Source organism: Njordella aestuarii, assembly GCF_056494165.1.
This window is the reverse complement of sequence record NZ_CM151397.1, coordinates 4,270,441-4,291,494: the sequence shown is the minus strand read 5'-3', so window position 1 is coordinate 4,291,494 and position 21,054 is coordinate 4,270,441. Positions and strand designations below refer to the sequence as shown.

The 21,054-nt window shown below is 55.3% G+C and carries 21 protein-coding genes; 8 read left to right on the top strand and 13 right to left on the bottom strand.

The features are described 5' to 3' along the window. The 4 genes from SH451x_RS16990 to SH451x_RS16975 all read left to right on the top strand — a co-directional run bounded on the left by SH451x_RS16990 (nt 1) and on the right by SH451x_RS16975 (nt 7,076). Nucleotides 1-3,189: an efflux RND transporter permease subunit gene (locus tag SH451x_RS16990; RefSeq protein ID WP_479358182.1), complete on the top strand. Its 3,189-nt coding sequence runs from the start codon at nt 1-3 to the stop codon at nt 3,187-3,189. A 75-nt stretch (nt 3,190-3,264) separates the two neighbouring features. Next, a complete protein-coding gene (locus SH451x_RS16985) occupies nt 3,265-3,927 on the top strand; it encodes a hypothetical protein (protein WP_479358181.1) in 663 nt (220 codons plus the stop codon). A gap of 55 nt (nt 3,928-3,982) precedes the next feature. Next, nucleotides 3,983-4,498, top strand: a complete 516-nt coding sequence (locus tag SH451x_RS16980) for a hypothetical protein (protein WP_479358180.1) — start codon at nt 3,983-3,985, stop codon at nt 4,496-4,498. Between the two features lie 106 nt (nt 4,499-4,604). Next, the gene (locus SH451x_RS16975; RefSeq protein WP_479358179.1) at nt 4,605-7,076 is read left to right on the top strand and encodes a heavy metal translocating P-type ATPase; all 2,472 of its coding nucleotides are present in this window, start codon (nt 4,605-4,607) and stop codon (nt 7,074-7,076) included. Nucleotides 7,077-7,115: 39 nt separating this feature from the next. Here the strand turns inward: SH451x_RS16975 and SH451x_RS16970 are convergent, their stop codons facing one another. The 10 genes from SH451x_RS16970 to SH451x_RS16925 form a co-directional block, all read right to left on the bottom strand. After that, a complete protein-coding gene (locus SH451x_RS16970; protein ID WP_479358178.1) occupies nt 7,116-7,712 on the bottom strand; it encodes a cation efflux transmembrane domain-containing protein in 597 nt (198 codons plus the stop codon). 260 nt (nt 7,713-7,972) lie between these two features. Continuing rightward, the gene (locus SH451x_RS16965; protein WP_479358177.1) at nt 7,973-8,767 is read right to left on the bottom strand and encodes a radical SAM protein; all 795 of its coding nucleotides are present in this window, start codon (nt 8,765-8,767) and stop codon (nt 7,973-7,975) included. Continuing rightward, on the bottom strand, nt 8,767-9,180 hold the full coding sequence (locus tag SH451x_RS16960; protein ID WP_479358176.1) for a hypothetical protein: 414 nt from the start codon (nt 9,178-9,180) through the stop codon (nt 8,767-8,769). The genes SH451x_RS16965 and SH451x_RS16960 overlap by 1 nt, the downstream gene beginning before the upstream one ends. A gap of 42 nt (nt 9,181-9,222) precedes the next feature. Then, a complete protein-coding gene (locus SH451x_RS16955) occupies nt 9,223-9,951 on the bottom strand; it encodes a glycosyltransferase family 2 protein (protein WP_479358175.1) in 729 nt (242 codons plus the stop codon). Beyond that, entirely contained in the window at nt 9,944-10,699 is a 756-nt protein-coding gene (locus SH451x_RS16950) for a glycosyltransferase family 2 protein (protein ID WP_479358174.1), read from the bottom strand. Before SH451x_RS16950 ends, SH451x_RS16955 begins: the two co-directional genes overlap by 8 nt. 3 nt (nt 10,700-10,702) lie before the next feature. Continuing rightward, the gene (locus SH451x_RS16945) at nt 10,703-11,149 is read right to left on the bottom strand and encodes a hypothetical protein (RefSeq protein WP_146675884.1); all 447 of its coding nucleotides are present in this window, start codon (nt 11,147-11,149) and stop codon (nt 10,703-10,705) included. Further along, nucleotides 11,146-12,297, bottom strand: a complete 1,152-nt coding sequence (locus SH451x_RS16940; protein WP_479358173.1) for a hypothetical protein — start codon at nt 12,295-12,297, stop codon at nt 11,146-11,148. Before SH451x_RS16940 ends, SH451x_RS16945 begins: the two co-directional genes overlap by 4 nt. A gap of 4 nt (nt 12,298-12,301) precedes the next feature. Further along, nucleotides 12,302-13,636 carry a glycosyltransferase family 25 protein gene (locus tag SH451x_RS16935; protein ID WP_479358172.1) on the bottom strand — a complete coding sequence of 445 codons (1,335 nt, stop codon included), beginning with the start codon at nt 13,634-13,636 and terminating at the stop codon, nt 12,302-12,304. Nucleotides 13,637-13,649: 13 nt separating this feature from the next. Beyond that, on the bottom strand, nt 13,650-14,222 hold the full coding sequence (locus SH451x_RS16930) for a hypothetical protein (RefSeq protein ID WP_479358171.1): 573 nt from the start codon (nt 14,220-14,222) through the stop codon (nt 13,650-13,652). 181 nt (nt 14,223-14,403) lie between these two features. Further along, nucleotides 14,404-15,093, bottom strand: coding sequence for a hypothetical protein (locus tag SH451x_RS16925; RefSeq protein ID WP_479358170.1), 690 nt, complete (start codon nt 15,091-15,093; stop codon nt 14,404-14,406). A gap of 407 nt (nt 15,094-15,500) precedes the next feature. On the opposite strand from SH451x_RS16925, the gene SH451x_RS16920 reads away from it, so the two are divergent. The 4 genes from SH451x_RS16920 (at nt 15,501) to SH451x_RS16905 (ending at nt 16,840) form a co-directional block, all read left to right on the top strand. Next, nucleotides 15,501-15,635 carry a hypothetical protein gene (locus SH451x_RS16920; protein WP_479358169.1) on the top strand — a complete coding sequence of 45 codons (135 nt, stop codon included), beginning with the start codon at nt 15,501-15,503 and terminating at the stop codon, nt 15,633-15,635. A gap of 45 nt (nt 15,636-15,680) precedes the next feature. Next, complete coding sequence (locus SH451x_RS16915) at nt 15,681-15,806, top strand: hypothetical protein (protein WP_479358168.1); 126 nt, start codon at nt 15,681-15,683, stop codon at nt 15,804-15,806. A 14-nt stretch (nt 15,807-15,820) separates the two neighbouring features. Further along, nucleotides 15,821-16,324 carry a hypothetical protein gene (locus tag SH451x_RS16910; protein ID WP_479358167.1) on the top strand — a complete coding sequence of 168 codons (504 nt, stop codon included), beginning with the start codon at nt 15,821-15,823 and terminating at the stop codon, nt 16,322-16,324. A 69-nt stretch (nt 16,325-16,393) separates the two neighbouring features. Then, a complete protein-coding gene (locus SH451x_RS16905) occupies nt 16,394-16,840 on the top strand; it encodes a hypothetical protein (protein WP_479358166.1) in 447 nt (148 codons plus the stop codon). On the opposite strand, the gene SH451x_RS16900 is transcribed toward SH451x_RS16905, so the two are convergent. Genes SH451x_RS16900 through SH451x_RS16890 form a run of 3 tightly spaced genes read right to left on the bottom strand, consistent with a single transcriptional unit; the run spans nt 16,801 to nt 21,034 of the window. After that, a complete protein-coding gene (locus SH451x_RS16900; protein WP_479358165.1) occupies nt 16,801-17,592 on the bottom strand; it encodes a hypothetical protein in 792 nt (263 codons plus the stop codon). The genes SH451x_RS16905 and SH451x_RS16900 overlap by 40 nt on opposite strands. Next, a complete protein-coding gene (locus SH451x_RS16895; RefSeq protein ID WP_479358164.1) occupies nt 17,592-20,795 on the bottom strand; it encodes a phage tail tape measure protein in 3,204 nt (1,067 codons plus the stop codon). Before SH451x_RS16895 ends, SH451x_RS16900 begins: the two co-directional genes overlap by 1 nt. Beyond that, nucleotides 20,756-21,034 carry a hypothetical protein gene (locus SH451x_RS16890; protein ID WP_479358163.1) on the bottom strand — a complete coding sequence of 93 codons (279 nt, stop codon included), beginning with the start codon at nt 21,032-21,034 and terminating at the stop codon, nt 20,756-20,758. The genes SH451x_RS16895 and SH451x_RS16890 overlap by 40 nt, the downstream gene beginning before the upstream one ends. Nucleotides 21,035-21,054 lie beyond the last annotated feature (20 nt).

The following is a 21,054-nucleotide window of genomic DNA, read 5'->3' as shown; positions in this document are numbered from 1 at the left end:
ATGTTAAATGCATTAATCAAGTTCGCGCTCCATCAGCGCTTGCTAGTCATTGCCATCGCACTTGGATTAATCGGAATCGGCACCTGGCAGATCTTTCAGATGCCTATCGATGTGTTCCCCGATCTAAATCGCCCTCGTGTCGTGATCATGACCGAAGCGCCAGGAATGGCTCCAGAAGAAGTCGAAACGTTGATTACGTTTCCCATCGAAACCGCGATCAACGGTGCCAACGGCGTGGAAGCAGTCCGAAGCTCCTCTGGCGTAGGCATTTCCGTCATTTACGTCGAATTCGCTTATGGAACCGACGTTTACACGGACCGACAGATCGTGGCTGAACGAATGCAGTTGGTACAAGATCGCTTGCCCGCGGGCATTCAGCCACAACTCGCACCGATCTCGTCAATCATGGGACAGATCCTAATGCTGGGAATGTGGACAGACAATCCGGATGTCACCCCCATGGAATTGCGTACGGAAGCAGATTGGGTCGTCCGCCAACGCCTGCTTACGATTCCAGGGGTTTCGCAGGTTTTTTCCATGGGCGGCGAGCGCAAGCAGTTTCAGGTTCGTGTCAATCCTGATGCAATGACGCGTTACGGTGTCACGCTCGAACAAGTCGAAACTGCCGTTAGTAAGAGCAACGAAAACGGGACGGGAGGATATCTTGACCAACAAGGCCCCAGCGAATTCCTGGTTCGCAGCCTTGGACGAATTCAATCTGTCGGCGACCTGCAGGATATACCGATCACGATTCGCGATGGCCGGCCGGTGCTACTGTCGCAAGTCGCTGAGATTCATGAGGGCGCGCAAGTCAAACGCGGTGACAGTTCGGCGTTCGTACGAAAAGCTGAAGGCGAATCGGCGTTCTCCGGTGGTCCAGCTGTCGTTCTAACTGTTAACAAGCAGCCCGGCGCGGATACGAGAGCCGTTACCGATTCCATCATGGAGGCTCTTGAGGAGTTAAAACCATCGCTCTCATCGGGAGTTCGTATTGAAGCGACGTACTCGCAAAAGTCGTTCATCGATCGCGCGATAAAAAATGTCGAAGAAGCACTTCGAGATGGTGTGATCCTCGTGGTCATCATCTTGTTCTTGTTCTTGATGAATGTACGCACGACCTTTATCACGCTGACGGCAATTCCACTTTCGCTGGTGATGACGGCATTGATCTTTGCTGTGTTTGGTCTCTCCATCAACACGATGACGCTCGGCGGCATTGCTGTGGCGATGGGCGAGTTAGTCGACGATGCGATTGTCGATGTCGAGAACATTTTTCGACGGTTGAAAGAGAATCGCTCGGCCGCGAACCCACTTCATCCACTGTTAGTCGTCTACCGAGCGAGTGCAGAGGTTCGTCGATCGATCGTCTTCAGCACGATGATCGTTATTCTCGTGTTCCTGCCTCTGTTTGCACTTGGTGGCATGGAAGGCAAACTGTTTGCTCCGCTGGGCGTGGCGTACATCGTGTCGATTCTGGCATCCTTGTTGGTGTCGCTGACGGTGACTCCGGTGCTTTCCTATTGGCTACTGGGGAGCATCAGCAGCAAGGGCCACGAGAAGGATGGTTTTGTACTGCGAGGCGTGAAGTGGATTGGCGAACGTGTTATCCGTTTCAGCCTAGCGTTCCCGTGGCTCAATTTGGGCGTAACTGTTGCGTTAGTTGTCTTAGCCGGTCTATTCCTATCGCGACTGGAACGAGACTTCTTGCCTCCGTTCAACGAAGGCACTGTTCAGCTAAACGTTGTGTTGCCCCCCGGTACCTCGTTGGCCGCATCGGCAGGTATCAATCGCACGGTTGAGTCGGCTTTGATGGAAATACCCGACGTTCAACGATTCGTGAGACGCACTGGTCGCGCGGAATTGGACGAACATGCCGAAGGGGTCAATATGAGCGAGTACTTGATTGAGCTCGACCCGAATTCGTCACAATCTCGCGAGCAGCAACTGCAGAGCATCCGTAGCTCGATGGATCAAATCCCAGGCATCGTCACCGCCACGGAGCAGCCAATTGCTCACTTGATCTCTCACATGCTCTCGGGCGTAAAGGCCCAGGTTGGCGTGAAGCTCTATGGCGATGATCTCGATCTGCTGCGGCAAAAGGCGGAGCAAATCAAAGCTGAGATGGCAATTGTGCCTGGCGTGACCGACTTGATGATTGAACCTCAAGTCATCATTCCTCAATTGCGAGTCGAGATGGATCGAGGGCAACTCAAACAACTTGGTTTGCAAGTCAACGACGTAAATGAGTACGTCCAAACTGCGATGAATGGCAAAGTTGCCTCAGAGATTCTCGACGGCATGCGCACTTTCGATCTCACCGTTCGCATGCAAGACAACTATCGCGAGGATATCAACGCACTCAAGCGACTGCCAATTCAGTTGCCTGAGGGTGGCACAGTACCGCTTGGTAATGTCGCTCGTATTTACGAGTCTGGCGGCCCCAACACGGTGAATCGCGAGAATGTGCGTCGGCGTGTCGTCATTCAATGCAACGTGGCAGACCGTGGCGTCGTCGATGTAGTGCAAGACATTAAGAAGGCGATCGCGCCGATCATCGAGACCTTACCCGCTGGTTATTACCCAACTTACGAAGGTCAATTTCAAAGCCAACAGTCCGCGAGCCGTGTCATTGGAATCCTGTTTGCGATCTCTCTCGTCGGTGTGTTCTTCGTCCTATACACGCTGTTTCGCACCGTGAACTTGGCACTGCAAGTCATGGCTGCATTGCCGATGGCCTTCATCGGCTCGGTGGCTGCTTTGGTGCTTACCGGTCAAACAGTGACGATCGCATCGATGGTTGGCTTCATTTCGCTGGCTGGTATTGCGTCGCGAAACGGCGTGCTTCTGCTCCAGCACTACATCCATCTCGTGGAGTTCGAAGGCGAAAGCTTTACCAAGGAGATGATTGTCCGTGCGGGCCTTGAACGACTTGCACCGGTGCTGATGACTGCACTGACCGCCGGTATCGCGCTTATACCGCTGGTGCTCGCGGCCGGCGAACCGGGGAAAGAGATACTTTACCCCGTGGCAACAGTGATTCTCGGAGGCGTTGTCAGTTCGACAATGCTCGATTTCTTCGTCCACCCCGCTTTGTTCTGGCTATTCGGCATTCGGTCCGCCGAGCGAGCCGTGAAGGCTGCACACACGCAAATCGAACTCAATGACGAGGTCGTTGCTCGAGCAGCTTAGTGTTCCCCTTTTGAAAAGAGCCTTGGTGTTCAGGGCTCGTACGTTGTCGTGATTCCTTAAACGGAGTGTAAAGAGATGAAACGATTATTTTCAGTTTGCGTTGCAGGTATTGTTTCGCTGGGCTGTCTAAGTTCAACGCCCGTCTGGTCGCAACAATCCGATGCTCATGCTGGCCACAATCACGGCGATCATGCCGACCATGCGCATGGTGGCGAGACGTTGGCTTTCGTGCTTCCCGAGTGGAAAACCATGCACTTTGAAGACGCTGCCAAAGCCCAGCAGCACCTCGATATGGTGACAAAGCTTGGATGTGAAGTTAAGCAGGGTAAGCACGCCGGACATATCGATCTTTCCTACCGATGTCCTAATTGGAAGTCCATGGAGGTTAAGACTCATGCGCTCGCTGAACAATGGCTGGGTTGGCTCAAGGGAAGTGGCTTCGATGTTTCTCACGGTCATGTCGATGCGTCATACGCCGAAGGCAAGGAGTCGGTAGAGTTCCGCTTGATCAAATGGAAGTCCGTACACGGCAATGGCAGCGAACAAGAAAAGCAATTTGTTGATACGCTCACACGGCTAGGCGTTGAAGTTGCCGCTGAAAAGCATGGAAATCACAGCGATATCCGCTATCGCAGCCCCGTCTGGCGCGATGTTCACGTTGCCGACCATGCCGCTGCTGAACAGCTCATGGCATGGCTCAAAAAGAGCGGCTTCGATGTCGCGGAGCATAAGCACTAGACCACGCAAGCTATCTCAAATTCCAAACAACTTTCTCAATAAGGATCATTGAACCATGAAGTATCTCTATTTCTGCACACTGGCAGCAGTAGTGCTTGCAGCGGGTTGCAACAACGACTCAATGCAAACCAGCGAAGCCGATACACCTCTGGTGATGGACTCAGCTCCACCGGCCACAGTTGACTCACACGCCCATCCAAACGAAGGCCCACACCACGGGACGCTGATCGAATTGGGCAACGAAGAGTATCACGCTGAACTAGTGCACGACGAGACGACCGTCACCATCTACATTCTTGACGCTGCCGCTACGAAAGCGACTCCAATCGACGCAACTGACATAGCCATCAATCTGGTCCACGAGGGAAAAGCTGAGCAGTTCAAACTTGTAGCTACTCCAGATGCCGATGACCCGGCAGGCAAGTCGTCACGCTTCACGTTGCAAAACGCAGAGTTGGTCAAAGAGTTGGAACACGATCATGCCGCAGCCAAGCTCAGCGTCGTGATCGGCGGGAAGGCCTACCGCGGTGAGATTCATCACAACCACGCCGGGCACGATCATGCGCATTAAACGTGATAAACAGCGATCGGCGGGCCATTGTCAACTTGGTGCGTTCCTTGCACTGCTTCATCGCGACTAGCACACCCGCCGCCTCTTTGAAAGAATCGGAGGAACCATGGAGAAACTAAAGCTTGAAATTCGTTTGCTTTTTGGCAGTGAGATCGATTCGGCGGATGCCTGCATCGAACGCATGATCTCATTGCTGAAAACCAAGAGCGGCATTGGATCAGCGCATCTCTCCGTCTCTCCGACCGGCCAACCTGGCACTGTCTGCATTCACTTCGATCCAGCGGTTGTTTCCGCTTCGGAGGTGCGTGATGCGGCATTAAAGAGCGGCGCGTCGTTGGATGCAACCTATGGGCACCTTCTACGGACAGGGCAGGCAATGCACGCCCGGCGCGCAAGTGCGATCGAAGCCAACCTGGGGCGAGTCGGAGGAGTACTTGAAGCGGTTGTCTCCCCGGATGGCACAATCCGAGTTGAGTTCGACCGACGGCAGACCGACGAAGCGACGATAGATCAATCGCTCCGTAGCTGGACCAAAGGCACGGAAGAGTTGAAGCAAGACTCACACTCTCGCGGTGCCAATACGACAGACCACAGGTCGCATGACGAAACGGGACATGACCATGCACATGGTGGCGTGTTTGGAGAAAAAACAGAGCTTATCTTTGCGATTCTTTGTGGCATACTTCTGCTAATTGGCTGGTTAATTGAAACATTCACTAATCTCAATGAATGGATACCGCTTGGGCTTTACATTTCCGCTTACGCTTTTGGTGGCTACTACACGGTCGCAGAGGCATTCGCGAAGATACGTGCGGGCAAGTTTGAAATTGATTTTCTGATGATCGTCGCTGCAGCGGGCGCGGCCGCACTGGGGGCATGGGCGGAAGGCGCGTTGCTACTGTTTCTCTTTAGCATCGGTCACGCTTTGGAAGGCTACGCGATGGGCAGAGCCAAGCGGGCAATTGAGGCGTTGTCCGAACTCGCTCCCAAAACGGCGCGGGTTAGACGCAATGGTACCGAACAAGAGATCGCAGTCGATGAGTTGGTTGTTGGTGATATTGTCATCATCAAGCCGGACGAGAGAGTTCCAGCGGACGGGTTTGTGATTGCTGGCGAATCGAGCATCGACCAAGCCCCAATCACCGGTGAAAGTGTGCCAGTCGACAAGCGGCCCGTTGATGATATTGATGCTGCAGCGTCCGATTCAGATTCACTTCCCCCGGAACATCGTGCGTTCGCGGGCACGATCAACCAATCCGGATCGCTCGAAGTTCAAGTGACGAAGCTCACGTCGGAGAATACTTTAGCGCGAGTCTTAACGATGGTGAGCGAAGCGGAAACGCGGGTATCACCAACACAGAAGTTCACGAAGCAGTTTGAGCGATACTTCGTTCCAACGGTCATCGCAGGTGTGGTGCTGTTGTTGTTTGCGCCACTGGTCCTCGAAGAGAAATTCAGCCAATCGTTCTACCGAGCCATGGCGGTCCTCGTTGCTTCCAGTCCCTGTGCCCTGGCAATCGCCACGCCCAGCGCGGTACTAAGTGGAGTTGCCCGAGCCGCTCGCGGTGGAGTCCTCGTCAAAGGTGGTGGACCACTGGAAAGCCTCGGTAGCCTCGACGCAATCGCCTTTGACAAAACCGGCACACTGACCGAGGGTGAGCCCAAAGTCACGGACGTTCGCACTGCAGAAGGTGTCGATGAATCGGAGCTTTTGCGAATCGTTATCGCAGTCGAAGACCTTAGTAAACATCCGCTTGCCAAAGCAGTTGTTCGCGATGGCAAGAGAAGACTAAGCGATCGAGAACCTGGTAGTTTGGCAGAGATACCAGTCGCCACTGATTTGAAAAGTATCACAGGACGAGGTATCCAAGCTACCGTCGGTGGTGAAGTCGTTCACATCGGAAAGGATGATTTGTTTAATGAAGTAGATGGTCCGAAGGTACCTGACAGTGTTCGCGAGATAGTCGAATCGTTGGAAGAAAACGGACGCACGACGATGATTGTTCGCCGCGGCGATCGTTATCTTGGCGTGGTCGGATTGATGGACACGCCGCGAGAAGCATCGAAGCGAACGATCGCACGGCTTCGCGAACTCGGCATTAAGCGAATGATTATGATTTCGGGCGACAATCAGAAGGTCGCTGATGCAGTGGCGAAAGAAGTCGGACTTGATGAAGCCCGAGGCGACTTAATGCCCGCCGATAAAGTCAACGAAATTAAGCGTCTGCAAAGTGAAGGCGGTGTGGCGATGGTCGGTGACGGCGTTAACGACGCCCCTGCCATGGCATCTGCATCCGTCGGTGTTGCGATGGGAGCCGCAGGTAGTGACGTTGCTCTTGAGACCGCCGATGTCGCCCTGATGGCAGACAACCTCGATCACTTGCCACTTGCCATCGGACTGAGCCGAGCCACACGACGAATCATTCGTCAGAACCTTTGGATCAGCCTTGGCATGGTCGTCTTCCTTGTCCCCGCCACGATACTTGGACTCAACATCGGCCCCGCCGTTGTCTTGCATGAAGGTAGCACGCTAGTGGTCGTGTTCAACGCGTTGCGGTTGTTAGCTTATCGCGAATAGCATCTCTCGCGTGGACTGAACGAAAAGCGATTACAGCCCTTATTCTTTGCGGCGGTGGACATCCCACAGAATATTCACGCCACCACACACAACAATTCCGGCGATCAATACGGCAATCATCAAATCGGGAAGCTGGGACCCAAGTAATAGAACCAAGATGCCCGAAACGATGACGCCGATGTTCGCGATGACGTCGTTTGCTGAGAAGATATAAGATGCCCGAAAATTGATGTCGCCGCCTTTATGTCGGCTGATCAATTTTAAGCAAATCGCATTGGCGACAAAGGCAAGGAAGCCTGTGGATATCATCGCGGTTCCGAGCGGCTCACTGTCGCCAAGAAATCGGCGTACTGCTTCTAGTAAGACACCAACACCAAGAACGATCTGCAGCGTGCCGCTAACAGTTGCTGCGTGTACGCGGATGATCTCGGCGCGACCAACAGCGTAGAGACTGATTGCGTAGACGCTGGCGTCCGCAAGCATGTCCAATGAATCAGCAATCAATCCTGTGGAACTTGCTAGCAAACCCACTGTGAGTTCGATGCAGAACATCGCCGAATTGATCGCCAGCACTACACGAAGCGTCTTCCTCTGGGCATCGTTTTCGCCTTCTAGTTCACATCCGCAGTCCGTCATCACCACCTCCCTTGATCTCAAGCCGTACTATCGTACATCGTCACGCGCCGCAGTACACAAGGTCTTCCTACTGACTTCAGTGCTCTCGGACTTAATCATCCAAGAGTTCATCCGCACGGGGCGATTACCGGATACGGTGGCATGCCTAGGTAATTGTGACCTGGATTGCCCTCGGGCAGATCGTCAGGGTAGTGATAACCTGGTGGCAAGTGATAGGGATGATCTGGTGGGAGCCGATGTTGGACAATGGCGGCGGTGCTTCAATATCGAGCTATCGGATCACCGTGTTGGAACGCGATCTTCTTTGCAGGGCAAAGGCGACATTGCTGAATTTGCTTGGTCGCGAGGAAGTCACGGACTTCTTGTTCTGCTGCCGTTGGCGGACAGGCTTGGTAGTCGCGGAAGAGTTGCCACGCGGATTCGTCAGCGAGGTTCAGCTTGCGGGACATGATTGCATGGTATGCGAGCGCGGGGCATTTCCACAAGCATTGCTTATAGAGCTGGGTGCAGGTGCGCTGGAGGCAGATTTTCCAGGCGGCTCTCGGGTCGCTGCTGAACGGCATCGGCTTGCCATCCACCATGCGGTACTGCTGACGCCAGCCACGATGGGATTTGCGAATGTTGATTTGCAGATCAGGATAGCTGGCTCGCCACTCGCGGATCTTCTGGCAGACGACGCGAAATCGCTTCATGTACTCCGGCGCACGTCCATGTTGGGAGACGTCCATACGGAAGCGGTTGCCGATCAGAACGCGGGGCAGGTCGGGATGACGATCCAGGAAGAATCCGTTAGTGACGAACAGTCCTTCGGCGTTTGGGAACGACTGTCTTGCAAGCTCGATGATTGAAATCAACTCTGGGTTGAGTGTTGGTTCGCCCCCGAGAACTGCGATCCGTTTGGGCGCTAGCCGGCCCTTCCATGCATCGAAGTCCGCGCGAGCCTCTTCGAGACTAACGATTCCGCCAGCATGAAAGTTGGAATAATGCGAGCACTGCGCACAATAAAGATTGCACGCATGTGCTGCATGGAACTCGAGATTGGGTAACTCGATCATCAACATCCTTCCGAATCACTCGAACCAGCTTCATCACCTGAGCCTTCGCTGCCTGCGTCGCCACTTCCGCCTTGTGGTTTAGGTGGTTTCACGTCGTGGCCTGGATGCCCTGGTGGCAAGTTGTCTGGCCAGTGGTAGCCAGGAGGCAGATGGTATGGATGATGCGGAGGTAGCCGCGGCCAGATGATGTTGGGCAGGGGTGGTGGAACCAACACTTCGATCGGCGGCTCGGGCACCGGAGGCCATACCCAGTCTTCTGGCCACCAATCGGGCCGGGGCTCCGAGCTAGAACCCGGTGGATCTGGCGGTGGAACGTAGGGAAGTGGCTCACCTGGCGGATCAAACGGCGGTGGGGGCCAACCCGGTGGTCGCTCGCCGTTGGGACCAAATGGTCCATGATTCGTGGTTGTCATAAGCACTCCTTCAAGAAGTTGGGGAAACGAAAGAAACAGAAATTAGCGCCAGAGAACCTTGCGTAGGTTGTGCTTACGCAAGGCTTGTTTCAGGAAGACGGGGCGATGCCGCTTGTATGCCGGCGGATCGACGTGGATGTGCGGGAAGACATGGTCCGTCGCCACACCGACCTTCACGCCGGCAACCTTGGCACGCCAGAAAAAGTCCCAGTGCTCGTCGACCTTGAGTTCCTCATCCCAGCGAATCGCCTGCAGAATGTCGCGATAGGCTACAAAGCAATTACAAACGAATGCGCACTCGGCGATGTCGCCGATGCGCCGATACTCACCGCGTGGAATGTGAAGAATGCCACCGGCTGACTTCAGCAAACGTGGCGCGCCATCAGGATGGGCACGATGCGGTTGTTTGCTGAGCGTTGCCAATAGATCGAGGCGACTCGATTCGAACTTGCGCACGAGATCATTCAGTCGCGTCTGCGGACCAACGACGTGATCGTCATCGGAGAAGATCACCATCCGAGTTTGCGCGGCTTCAACGAGACGATTGCGACCAGCCGACAATCCGATGTCATATTCGGTCTCAATGAGTCTATCGACCAATGTGGCTTCGTCGGGACAGACTTGCGAAAATCGCAGATCAGTCTTGCCGTCGTCGAGGACGTAGATCAGCGGACGATCATCGCCACAATGCTCGTAAATGCTACGCACCAGAGTCGCGCAGCATTGAGGGCGATGGATGGTCTTGATGCAGAATGTGACGCGATCACGCATGAACGATACCTCCTCCTGGATAACGCAGTGAATCAAAGCCGTGTTTACGAAGCCCCAATCGACGGAACTTGGGTCGGGCTCGCAGTGCTCCATATGGCTTAGCTGCAACGTGGTCGTGGACTACTGAGCAGTCGAGTGCCACGGCGATTTGCAGATGTTCAATATGGGACGCTCGGTAGAAGAACTCCCAGTGCTCGTACGTTTTAATCTCGTCATCCCAGCGAACACGGGCAATCGTGTCGCGTCGCGCCAGGAAAGCGTTGCTGACCATGTCGCACCAACTGGTCTCACCGATGCGTTTGTGTTCGCCTCGATGCATCCAGATGCGGCTTCCATTCATCAGTGGGCTGAAAAGCATAGGCCGGCCGCCAGCGCCCTGACGGACAGCCAGAATGTCGAGCTCGTACTCGATGAACCGCTGGTAGACTCGATCGAGGTGCAGATCTGGCGTTACGACCTGGTCATCGTCGAGCAGAAAGATGAACTCGGTTTCTGCCGCGTCGATTGCTGTATTGCGTCCAATGCCGACACCCACATCGTGCTGCTGGAGATCAATCACTTTGCAGTGTTTGGCGGTCTCGGGATACTTGCGTGAGAACCAATGTTCGGGCAATCCATCATCGACAACCACAATCTTGGGATCGCCGAACTCCTTTCGAAGCGACTGGACGAGTCGATGGCAGGCCCAAGGCCGATGAATGGTCTTTATGCAAAAGGTAATGTCTTGAATGGGTACAGTTGCTTCCATGTTTCACCACGCGTTAAGGAGTTTGCGAGCAAGTTTGATGGCATGGCGATAGTCTTTGAGACGCTTCGCGCTGCGTTTGATATGCAAGATCGAGCTCAGAGGAGCGACGTTCCCGTAAAAGGAGATCAGCGAATTGTCAAAGGCCTTCTCAAAGTCGTCTGCGGTACAGCCCATGACTTCTCGCATCACATCTAGCGGTGGCGAACAGGCGATACGAGTCGATGCGCGTAAGCCTCCGGCTCCGTCAGGCTCGCCTCGCTTCCACGGTTTTCGAAGCGATCCAGCCGCCACATCGACCGCGGCTTGCCACTCGTCATCGCTAAGGTTGGGATCGAGCCAGATGTCGAGATCGCCTTCCTCCCAATCGATCCCGTGCAAGCGAAGTGCGCCGGAGCCGATGATGATGTAACGATGTCGAAACTTAGCGAGAACATCTTCCACTGGTGTCATTGAGGCACTCCTTTACTTCTTGGCGTGTCGAAGGAAGCCTCAACAATGGCCAGGCTGCCAGCTAGGATTCGCTTACTAAGCTCGCGGTATCGAGGTCGATGAGCGTCATGGAGCAGCGTTGATGTCTTGGTAGCCCAGCGGTTGCAGACATCCACGCGTGACCTTCCGTCGACCAGAACAAGGTCGGGAGACAGATCATCGGCCGACTTCACATACTCATCGAATTGCCCTGGCTGCGCAGGCTCAAGTGCTTCTGATGGCCATGCCGGCGGCGCATACCGCAACTCAACATTGCTTGGATAGGGACTGCTGGCGCGAAGCCAAGCTGCGTCGTGTTCGATCGAGGTGACCTTTGCTACTCGGTCAGAGAGCCAGAAGGTAGAGCGTCCGCTTCCATACTCGAGAACGTGATAGTCAGGCTTAAGCAACGATTCAAACGCGGTGATTTCGGCTGGCTGCATCCATGGCGTGGGCTCTTGAAACTTCCGTTTTACTGGATGGTAAATCGTCTCAGCCAAGCCCAGTGGCATGAATGGCTTCCAGGTCACCGTATGCGAATTGGGAATCGCCACTGGACTAAATCCACAGATTGCAGCAATCGTCGGAAACCGCAGCTCACCAGTCGCATCGGGCAGACTGGGCAAGTACTCGTTGTATGCTGTTGATGTCCGTTCTAAGGCTTCGTGAGAGACCAAAACGCAAGAAAACGGAACGATCCCAGTGGCAAAGGGGGCGATGGTTTGCGGTAACGATTTCCAATGTCGCCTAAACCAATCGGGTTCCCGATGAAACAAGCGGATTGAAGGCGCTGCGAGTGGATAGCGAGCAACGTCGCTGAACCAGCCATCGACCTCGACATTCACCAGCGTGTCCCATTCGAAGATCGCGTATCGATCCGAGTCTTGTCTCCGATTTCGAAACCAGTCGATTAACAGGAGATCTGTCGCTTTGGCCCGAAGATGTGGAAATGTGTTAACGACATCGCGCCAAAGCGATGAGCTGCAATCATCGATTGAGAAGCCACCTGGAAGCGGCTCCGATGACGATATCGCAACCACTGATCCACGCGAGAATCGCTTAAGTCTCTCAAAATGGTCATTGGTCACTGCATCGGTGCGATGATGAATGAACAGGCTCGTGGTATTCATGAATTCACCCGAACTTTCGTAGCTGAGGATTCACATGTGCGATCGCCGAATCGATCTCTTCGGCAGTGGGCTCAATGCCGAGGAATGCGATCAGTTCATTGATCACCGTTTCAGGATCTTCCGTTAGCTTGGCGAAGTTGATCCGATGGACGGGGACTTCTGGATGCTCTTGGATGAACTTCTCGCGATGTTCCAGAAGCGAACGCTGTAGCTTGTCGCAGGCGTCATCGCCGGCTGCGAACCATTGACCTGGATGTCGGCTACTTCGATCTTGAAGGGATCGAATCGAGGCCTCGATTGGGCGATCCACGGCGATGATTCGCAGCGAGCTGCCCAGAGCTTCGTAGAGGTGGTTTGCGAATCGGCAGAGATGCGGATACTTGCCACCTGCCACGGTTCGATCGCGAATGGCTTCTGCTTTGCGAGTTACGATCCAGGCCTTGAGTTGCTTGGCGAGCTGACCGTCAGGGATCTTGGGATCGATCGCTGGGAATCGCATCGCCTTTTCACAGAGGTTCGCTAGCCCAATCGCCTCGCCACCTCCAGTTGCCTCGTAGCCACCGAGTTCGTTGCCCATGTGAACGCCCAAATGATGCATGACCATTGCCACGCAGCTGGTGCCACTGCGATGCGGTCCCAGTACTGCGAAGAACGGAGCGTCGCTGTGGTCGGCATTCTTGGCATCGTTGAAGAACCTGGTTTGGGTCCACTTGCGACCGCAGATGTTGGACTTGGTTGGAAGCTGACCAACTAGCCAGCGATCGGGTGTGTAAACCGGAATCGATTCTTTCTCAACGTTCTTACCTTGAACCAGCGCTTCGTATCGCCGCTGAATCAATCGACCCAGGTGATGATCGATGTGGTGCTTTAGGTGCCAGTCATTCCAGTTGAGGTGGCGATAGAGAGTCTTCATCGTTGCGCGACCACGAACCATGAACGCATGCGTGCGATTGACGTTGTACGGTCGATAGACTCGATCGCTGATCTTCTTGGGCGGATGCTTGGCAGCGTAGAGGTGCTGACCTCCGAGGTAAGCTAGTCCCCAGTCTTCAGGAAGTTCGCGAACATATGCATTGAGATGTTCCACAAAGTCGGGAACGAAGCCTGCGTCATCTTCGAAGACCACGTACGAATCGATGCCTTCCAGCAAGCACTTCTCCAGGATCAGCAAGTGCGAACGGTAGCAGCCCCAGGCACCATTGCCGGCGCGCCACTGCTCGGGCGTCGAGAGCTTGCGACCATCGATGGCTGCGAATCGCTCGACGTCTGGGAATGGCCATGGCTGCGGTATTTGCTGCATCCATTCGCGCAGACGATCATCGCGCCGATCGAGATTCATCAGGAAGCAGCGTTCAACGATCTTCTTCGTCGGTATCTGGATCGTCTTCGTTGGGCTCGGGTGCACCGTCTGGGAACTTACGTTCAAACCGGCGGATGGCAGTGAGCACGAGTGACTTGGCGATTGTTCTAGTAAACTTTCCATGGGGTAATCCTCTAAGTTGGGCTTCTTCCAAAAGCCATTCGATAATGGTGTCGAGATTCGTACGGCATCCTTCCACGCCCCAATCATTCATGGTCTCGGCGCGGGTCTCACACTTGCAGGTGTCGCTTGGCCTTGCGAACCATGCGAGCATCTTGCGAAGTTCACTGCCGGGACCTGGCTTGTAAGCCGCGATCCGCAGCGTCGTGGGCTCTTCCTGATTGGGCAGGTAGCTCTTCAGCAGTGTTTTGAGTTCGTCGACGCTCTGATTGCGCCGGCGTTTGTTAACGATGGCCATGCCGATCGTCACGAGGTTGACTGCTTGCGGATTCGAGCACTCGCTGCAGGCTCGGCAGCCGCTGGACGAGGCCTGAACGGAGCAATCGGCCAAGTGGCTAGCAACCTGGCATCGGTTGTCATTGGTTAGGTTGGGACAATGGATCATGCTGCCACCTCCACAACTTCACCATCGAATCCACCAGAGCCACTTGGCGGGTCGCCAACTTCAGGACAATCGCTTTCAAGTAGCTGCCAGCCGCACGACCAGATCCATGTTGAGTTGCATGGTTCGCTCGTGCTGCTTTCGGATGGAGGGGGTTCGCTTGGCGGTTCGCTATCGGAGTGACTTACACTTGGGCGATCCGATTCGCTGGTCGAAGGGTCATGAGAATCGCTCGTGGATGGATCTGGGGGATCACTTGTTGACGGATCATTTGAGTCACTGGTAGATGGATCTCGCGAATTGCTGGTTGATGGCGAGGAATCACTTTCAGATCCGCTTGTCGATCCGCTGCCTGAATCGCTTTGCGAACGACTAGCGGAACCACTGGTTGAGTGACTAGTTGACCATGGCACGCTGTAGCTTTCGCTGTAACTTGGTCGATCGCTGCTCGATCGGCTCTCCGAACTATCACCGCTTGATGGTTCGCTTTCGGATCGCGATTGACTGTCTGATTCGCTTTCGGACTGGCTCTCCGAGTCGCTTTGACTTTCGCTTTCACTGGAATCACTCGCCGAAGCGGAACCGCTACCACTGGAGTAACTGGGCACCGAGTAGCTTGGCCACGAATAGCTCGGTACCGAGTGACTATTGCTGCTTGGATCTTGAGAATCCGATTGACTCTCCGATTGGCTTTCGCTTTCCGAGCTGGTTGATTCACTATCCGAACTGTTGGATTGACTACTGTCGCTACGACTTGAATCGCTCTGGCTGGAAGCGCTGCCACTGGATGACGCTGGGTGGCTGGCGCTGTACGAATGACTGTAGCTGGCATCGCTTGAGCACGAATCGCTTCCGCGCGACGAATCCGATTCACTCGATTCAGACTGACTGGAATCCGACTTGCTCGAGTCCGATTGGCTTGAGTCAGACTCACTGGAGCTTGATCCACTGGAACCACTGGATTGGCTTGAATCGCTCGACGCCGAGCTTGATCCGCTCGACGAGTAACTGCTCGAGTACGAAGGCCCGCTCAGCGAAGTCGATTCGCTTGAATCACTTGATGATTCACTGGACGCGGAGGAATCAGAGCTTGAGGAATGGCTTGAGCTTGAATTGGACGAACTGGATGCGGAGGAACTCGAAGATGAGAGACTGGATGAGCTTAGACTTGATGACGACGAGGCAGAGCTGGAACTCGACTGATCGCTTGAAGACGAACTCATCGATGAGCTACTGCTAGAAGAGCTAAGGGAACTAGAAGAACTCGATGAGCTCGACGAAATGCTTGAACTGCTTGATGAGGATGGACTCGATGAGCTGCTGCTTGAGCCCATGCTCAAACTGCTGGACGACGGCGACGATGAGCTCGAGATGCTCGACGAGCTGCTGGAGCCCGAAGAAGAGCTCGCTGATTGACTCGAACTACTACTGGATGACGAGGAACTCGACGATGAGCTCGAAATGCTGCTGCTCGAACTTGAGCTAGAGCTACTGCTTGAGCTGCTTGAAGACGACGAGGAGGACGAACCGCCGCTGGAACTGGAACTACTGCTTCCCTCACAGCATCGGCATCCGATTGTTAAGTAGGCGCTGGTGTCCTCGTGGAAGTGACACACGATCTGCTGGCTTGTCAGAAGGGCATAGTCACAGACGTTGTAGACTGCGACCTTGACTCCGATCGGTGCCCAGACTCCGTTGGCATATCGCAGTTCACGAGCCATGCCCCAGCTCTTGGCTTTAAGCCGCGATACTGGCTTGCAAAGCAACGTCTGCCTGGGCGGGTCGATGATCCAGGAGCGATTGCCATCGTAGGTGACGCTGAGATATTGTTCACCTTCGTAGTTGGAAACCGGACCTCGAATCCGCTGAGCGCTCGGGTTGCGAGCGATAATGCGAACACCTTGTCCATTCGGTTTCAAGACCGGCTCAATGGTGCCAGCATCGTCGAGCTGAAAGAGGTCGCAGTTGGCGGAACCGGTCGCAAGACCAGAGCGACCAGGGATACCACCGCTGGGAACCTTCGCCAGGAACGCAGGATCGGCCGGCTTACCAACGCGAACGACAGCCCACTGGACGCCGGTCTGATTCGCATCACGTCGCCATAGGATCTGGGCGGAGCCGTTGGGTTTTGACTGGAGTGTCGTACCTCCCGAGTCGGCGACATCAGCATATTGATGCCAGGTCTCTTGAACATTCACACGAGCGGCAACCACTCCGGCGAATACCACGCGACCGACTTTGTCCTCGGCGATCGGCTCGATAGCTACTCCGAATCGTCCCATATGCTCGTCGGCGATGGGACGAACCGACTGGATCGTCGCATCACGTACGAAACGAGCGAGTGCCGTATTGTCGACGTCTGGGTCGCCCAGTGGGGCGTTAAAACCGACGATTCCACCGATGGGCACAGTGGTCGCACTTTGATAGTGAACGCGAACGGTGGCAGCGTCGCGAACGTGGGTGCGGTTTCCTCCGCCACCCGACAGACGATCGCGAGCGATGGCATCGGCTGCAGCCAGCAGTCGGTTGTATTCCGCTGCCGTGATATTGAGCTTCTCGCCTGGCCGAACTCGCCTCGCCATTACTCGATCCCCAACGCGTTAAAGTTCGCTTCGGGGTAAACCTGCTCGACGTAGGCCGCTTCAGGAACTTGTAGGACGCGATCACCAACCACCTCTTCGCCGTGCTTGACCCAGAGGTAGTCCCAGCCTCGCTTCGCCACGCCAGAGATGTTGCCAACCGTAAGGTTGATTTCGTTGGGACGCGCCGCGAAGTGATAAGTCACATCAACCCAGTTCTGTTCGTCTTCGCCGCCTTCGCCACCCAGGAACAAGGCTTCGCCAGGAGCGAAGATCGACCAGGGACTTGAATTGACGCGGCCGGTCATCGCGACCATAGCGAGCAGATAAGCTGTCGAGACGAATTCAAACTTCTTGCGGACAGAGAACTCGAACGCCGGGACGGTCACGTCGACGCCGGCAACCCCCGAGTCGCTCACACCAATCGCTCCGCGATAGTTCGGAGCGATCTTGCCAGGGGCCGCGTAGATTCCACGAGTGAAGAGAGATTGATTAAGGTGAGTCGATGCGCCAGTGGTATTGAAGGAGACCGGATCGAGCTTGGTCCTATTGATCGATGCGGTGACGAGTGCGTGCTTCTCGTTGATGTACTCGCCATCAATCTGTAGATAGGGGATCAGGTCTCTTTGGGTGGCTCGATAGTGGGCCAGCGCAGCACTCGCAGCGACTGCCGGATCGACTGAGCCACCATTGGTCGCCACATAGACGAAGGTATCCGAGGTCGTCTTGCCACGCGTTGCCTTTTTTGACAGCGCTGCCAATTCAAAATTGTATCCACCGTGTGAAAATCCCATTAGCTGAACACGAAGCCTCCCGTGCGGGCGCGTTCGGCCAGCTGAGCGGTGTTCTCAGCGGTTTGAATGATGGCTCGCTTCACATCATCCGACAAGCCTTCGCCAGTGACTGGGGGCATCTGCAGCCGCGCGACGCTTTGCGATAGAGCTGCGTCGAAATCCTCGAGTCGAACTCGCACCGCAGCAAAGGAAGCAATGAGAGATTCCAGGTTGAGCGATGGCTCGGTTTCCTCAGGAAACAGCGCATCGGCCAGCTCGTCGAGTTCCTCGTCCGACATATCTTGAGACTGCGCCATTGGCGTCTCTTTTGTCGGCACAAGGACTTCGGGCACCTCCATGTTTTCGGGCTCGGCGTCCAACTGCGGATCGACATCAAGATCGCCGGCATCGACATCTTCATCGACGTCGGGTTTGTCAGCGACTTGCAAAGTTGGAATCAGCGAAGCGCCGCTACCAAGACCCAGGCCGCGACTATCGAAGTTGCCAGCCGCTTCGGTCTTTTCGGCGACTGCTTCTGGGCCACTGGAGAACTGATCTAGCGAATCCTTGGCCGAGCGATCGAGCCCAAGCTTGAGGTCCTTCTTCTTGGGCGGTTTCAGTTTGGGATCTTTGATACCATCGACTTCGACCTTGGGGGCCTTTACATCGCCGGGCATCGGCGGCGCGGGCATGGGAGGAATGGGAGTGCCGGCGTCTGGTTCTTTGGCAGCTTCGGGCTCTTGGGGTTTTGCAGCATTGGCGGCTTCAACGGCTGCGTTGAACTCCGCTTGCGCCGCGGCTACCTGCTGGTCACGTTCCTTAGCGCGATCCTCGGGCGATTGGCGACCAGCTTCGCGGGCAACGCGAGCCTCCTCACGCATTTGATCGAGGGTCCTTTGAACGCCTGCGGTGGTGTCGTCGATCGTGTGTTGTCGCGACTGTCCGGCCGCTTCGTTCTGTTTGAACTGATCATCGCGCGAAGCATCGACCACCTGGTTCTTGGCGTCGGTCTCTTGATCGATGACCGCCATCTCAGCATCAATGTCGCGACCTGCGCGTGCCTTGCGACGTTCTTCAAGCTGCTGCTTGATGCCTTCCTGCATCTGTACGCGATTAGCTTCGATCTGTTGTTTACGAGCGTCGCGCCGCTTCATGCGATCGGCGATGGCTTGCTGCTTCTTGGCCTCTTCCGCTTCGTCGGCCGTGCGGATCTCCTTGTCGATCTTGGCCATTTCGACTTCGACATTCACATCGTCATCGAACAGTGACTTCAGTTTGATCCAAGCCTTTCGCAGAAAGCCCACCGTTGAGTTCCACATCGACTTGACTTGGGCGACGAACACCGACCAGGTGTCGGCGAGATAATCGATCGTTTCGACCCAGGCGGTCTCAACGCCTGCCAGAGCATTGATGAGCACGCCACCGATCTGAACAGAAACGTCGCCAGCAATGTCAACGAGTTCACGAAGCCGGATGAATCCTTTCTTGAGGAAGCCGATCGTGGAGTTCCAGCCCTTCTGCACTGAGGTTGTGAGGATCGTCCAGCCATCGGCCATGAAACCGAGTGTTGCATTCCAAACGCTGGCGAGGCCAGAGAGCGCACTGATCAGTACATCGCCGATCGCATAAGCTGTGTCGCCCCAGACATCGGAGAGATAATTGGTGAAGTCAGCCCACACGCCTTTGAGATAGGTTGTGCCTTTGATCCACTGGAGCTTGAGGTAGGTCCACAAAACGTTGGCCGCAGCGGTAATGTCTCCGGCTGCCAATGCATTGGCGATCGCACCAAAGGCTTTGATCGTATCGGCCTTCAGTGTTTCGAAGAAACCTTTCAAGTACTCGATCGCCTGGCCGGCAATTCCAGTGGAATAAATGAAGTAAGCACCGAGTGCCGCGACCGCAGCGACAACTAGCCCGAGAGGTGTGAACAGAGCGCCGATCATGGTCACAAGGACACCGATCGCAGTTCCCACCAGCGAAAACATCGAAGCCAGACCACCGACTGCGAATGCAGCGACACCAGCGGCGCTACCGATGCCGATGAACGCTGCGCCGACGCCAACCACGCCGGCAACAATGAGAGCGACCTTCTTGACCACTTCCTGGTTCTTGCCGATCCATTCGGTGAGTCCAGACAATGCACGTGAGATCGCATTCATCATCTTGGTCACAGAGAGATCAAGAGACTCGCCGATCGCAATCGCCACGCCCTCGATCGAGCTTTTGAGGATTCGGAAGGCACCGCCGATTCCCGAGTCCATATCAGCAGCGGTCTTGGCAGAGATACCACGGGCCTTTTGGATCTCACCGAGTAACTGCCTGGTATCGGTGACCGACTTGCCGATTGCCGATGCGCTCGTGATGCCCAACAGTCCAAACACTTCGTTGAATGCTGCAGCGCGATCGCCAGAACCCATGTTGGCGGTCGCAGCAGCAACTTCCCCAAGCACGTCGACGAGCTTGCGAGCGTTGCCTTGTGCGTCTTTCGTAGCAACACCGAAGACCTTTTGAAACTTCTCTGACTCCGAGGCGCTGAGCGTGAGCAAACGACGCAGCGCGGTTCCGGCCTCGCTGCCTTGAATCCCGAGATTGCCAAGCGTGCCGAGAATGGCGAGCGTCTCTTCGAGACTCATGTTGGCATCGGCCGCCACAGGACCTGCATACGATAATGCCTCGCCGAGTGATTCGACCGAGTTGAACGACTTGTTCGCAGCGGCCGTCAATCCGTCAGCGACGCGGACCGCATCGGTGGCTGCCATTGAAAACTGGCGAATGGTGGCTGCCATGATGCCGGAACTGAGCGTGGCATCGGTACCGGTGGCGCGAGCAAGATTCATAACCGCGCCGGTCATCTCTTCGATTTGCTTGGGTGAGAAACCGGCACGACCAAGCTCGGTCATCAGCGAGGCGACTTCGCTGGCAGAAAAACTTGTGGTTGCACCGAGAAGCTTGGCTTTCTCACGCAATGAATCGAAAGCCGCTCCGGTCGCGCCGGCCACCGCACCTGCGGCGCGAATGGCATCATCGAAGTTTGCATAGACGGCGACACTTCCAGCCACAGGAGCTGCGGACGCGACTCCTAGTCCCATCAGCTTGGTGCCAATCATCCGTGTGGATGCGCCGAATGATTGCAGCCGCTTCTGCGCAGCCTCGAGCCCCTTGAGGAACTGGGCGCTTCTCGCGGTCAGCTCGACGTAGGCTCCTCCGGCTTTGACTTGGGACATAATGAGGCTTGAGACTTGAGGGGTGAGACTTGAGTGTTTCGCGTGTAAGCTGCTCCCAACATGGATGCCGCTTGTTCAACGGTGCCTTTAGCAACGATCGGTTTCTGGTCTGCGTAGGGATTGAAGTCATCGGGCCTGAACGGCTTGCGACGTCTCTTGCGATCACGATTCATCTCGGCCATCAGTGCCATGATCGTGCTGGCGACATTCCAATCGTGCTGACGTTTGGCCTCTGCCATCAGCACAAGTTGGCGAAGCG

Bases quoted from the DNA above. Each gene is read 5' to 3' on its own strand.
- SH451x_RS16990 (WP_479358182.1), top strand. From the start codon at position 1: ATGTTAAATGCATTAATCAAGTTCGCGCTCCATCAGCGCTTGCTAGTC.
- SH451x_RS16985 (WP_479358181.1), top strand. From the start codon at position 3,265: ATGAAACGATTATTTTCAGTTTGCGTTGCAGGTATTGTTTCGCTGGGC.
- SH451x_RS16980 (WP_479358180.1), top strand. From the start codon at position 3,983: ATGAAGTATCTCTATTTCTGCACACTGGCAGCAGTAGTGCTTGCAGCG.
- SH451x_RS16975 (WP_479358179.1), top strand. From the start codon at position 4,605: ATGGAGAAACTAAAGCTTGAAATTCGTTTGCTTTTTGGCAGTGAGATC.
- SH451x_RS16970 (WP_479358178.1), bottom strand. From the start codon at position 7,712: ATGACGGACTGCGGATGTGAACTAGAAGGCGAAAACGATGCCCAGAGG.
- SH451x_RS16965 (WP_479358177.1), bottom strand. From the start codon at position 8,767: ATGATCGAGTTACCCAATCTCGAGTTCCATGCAGCACATGCGTGCAAT.
- SH451x_RS16960 (WP_479358176.1), bottom strand. From the start codon at position 9,180: ATGACAACCACGAATCATGGACCATTTGGTCCCAACGGCGAGCGACCA.
- SH451x_RS16955 (WP_479358175.1), bottom strand. From the start codon at position 9,951: ATGCGTGATCGCGTCACATTCTGCATCAAGACCATCCATCGCCCTCAA.
- SH451x_RS16950 (WP_479358174.1), bottom strand. From the start codon at position 10,699: ATGGAAGCAACTGTACCCATTCAAGACATTACCTTTTGCATAAAGACC.
- SH451x_RS16945 (WP_146675884.1), bottom strand. From the start codon at position 11,149: ATGACACCAGTGGAAGATGTTCTCGCTAAGTTTCGACATCGTTACATC.
- SH451x_RS16940 (WP_479358173.1), bottom strand. From the start codon at position 12,297: ATGAATACCACGAGCCTGTTCATTCATCATCGCACCGATGCAGTGACC.
- SH451x_RS16935 (WP_479358172.1), bottom strand. From the start codon at position 13,636: ATGAATCTCGATCGGCGCGATGATCGTCTGCGCGAATGGATGCAGCAA.
- SH451x_RS16930 (WP_479358171.1), bottom strand. From the start codon at position 14,222: ATGATCCATTGTCCCAACCTAACCAATGACAACCGATGCCAGGTTGCT.
- SH451x_RS16920 (WP_479358169.1), top strand. From the start codon at position 15,501: ATGCTTGAACTGCTTGATGAGGATGGACTCGATGAGCTGCTGCTTGAG.
- SH451x_RS16915 (WP_479358168.1), top strand. From the start codon at position 15,681: ATGCTGCTGCTCGAACTTGAGCTAGAGCTACTGCTTGAGCTGCTTGAA.
- SH451x_RS16905 (WP_479358166.1), top strand. From the start codon at position 16,394: ATGCCAGGTCTCTTGAACATTCACACGAGCGGCAACCACTCCGGCGAA.
- SH451x_RS16900 (WP_479358165.1), bottom strand. From the start codon at position 17,592: ATGGGATTTTCACACGGTGGATACAATTTTGAATTGGCAGCGCTGTCA.
- SH451x_RS16895 (WP_479358164.1), bottom strand. From the start codon at position 20,795: ATGTCCCAAGTCAAAGCCGGAGGAGCCTACGTCGAGCTGACCGCGAGA.
- SH451x_RS16890 (WP_479358163.1), bottom strand. From the start codon at position 21,034: ATGGCAGAGGCCAAACGTCAGCACGATTGGAATGTCGCCAGCACGATC.